General features: G+C 41.9%; 1 protein-coding gene. It reads left to right on the top strand.

All coding sequences use genetic code 11. The features are described from left to right. The first annotated feature begins 435 nt into the window (after nucleotides 1-435). Nucleotides 436-1,014, top strand: a complete 579-nt coding sequence (locus tag GH664_RS22805; RefSeq protein WP_153170317.1) for a replication initiation protein — start codon at nucleotides 436-438, stop codon at nucleotides 1,012-1,014. The last annotated feature ends 274 nt before the right edge of the window (nucleotides 1,015-1,288 follow it).

Here is a 1,288-nt window from a genome sequence, read left to right as displayed (position 1 = left end):
AATAAAAAAACTATAGCAAAAACACTCAATTTTCAAGGCATTTTTATCGATAGTTTTTCCTATAGTTTTTTATCTAGTTTTTCCCCCTCTGTAACTTACTGATACTCAGAGCCTCCGAGCAACAAACTATAACTTTTTGGTGGCTAACTATAACTTTTTGGTGGCTAAACTATAACTTTTTGGTGGCTTTCTTGCCCTTTTATAAAACTTTAACTATAACTTTATATTTATTTCGTTATATTTTTTATATCTTTGCACCAGAAAATAATAATTAAACGTTCAAAGATATGAAATCAGACAGATTAAACAGCGAAGTAGTGCTGAGTTGGGAGGAGTTTTCTCGGCTTCGTGCAGCAATGCGAGAGCATCTTTCAAAGGCGGCTCTCGACGAAGTAGAGATATTTGACAAAATAAACAACTTCAACATATAGAATCATGGAAGAGAAAAAGCAAGATATCACCCTCTACCAAGCCAACCCCTTGACTGAATCCAGATACGAATTTTCTCCTACCGAGAAGAATGCGTTTTACATGGTCATTAGGCAAGTGAGGAAAAACTATGTCGAGCGTGAGCCACCTCGCACAGAGTTCGAGAACCTTGTGCAGATTACCGACAAAAACCACACGGAGAGAGCCAGAAAGGCACTCCGTGCGCTCCGTGACAAGGCTATCGAGTTCGAGGACAAGGAAGGAAATTGGCTTTATTGTGGCTTCATCAATCAAGCCAGATGGGTGGCAAAGAAGCAAGTCTATGAGGTGGAGGTAAGCAGCGACCTTATGCCGTATCTTGTGCAACTCGCAAGCCAATACACCGAGTATTCTCTTCTTGTTGCAATGTCCCTCAAGGGCAAGCACTCGCAACGCTTCTATGAGCTATGCAGCCAGTACAAGAATCGAGGTGTATTCGGGAAGACAGTACAGCAACTCAAAGAAATGTTTATGTTGGAGGACAAATACCCTCTCCTTCCTCTATTCAAACAGAAAGTTATCAATACCGCTCAAATCCTTCTATGACCAAGGACAATGCGACCTCTGGTTTGAATACAGCCAAGATGGCAAAGGAGACAACGCACATTTCACTTTCTATGTACACACAAAGGAAGAGGAGAAGCGCAAGAAAGCACAGAAGAACGCTCCAGCTTGGGACGATATGTTCAAGCAGAAACGTGGCATCATCACCATACTACGTGCCGTAATCAAGAATGACAAGAAGTTCATCGAGAGGGTAGATAAGCAGCTTGACCTGCAGACGGAGGACATAACCCCCATTTACAACAAACTGCTATCC

The sequence above is a fragment of the Thauera sp. 2A1 genome, from assembly GCF_009469595.2.
In the GTDB taxonomy this organism is placed as follows: Bacteria; Pseudomonadota; Gammaproteobacteria; order Burkholderiales; family Rhodocyclaceae; genus Thauera.
This window is presented reverse-complemented; position numbering and strand designations above follow the sequence as displayed.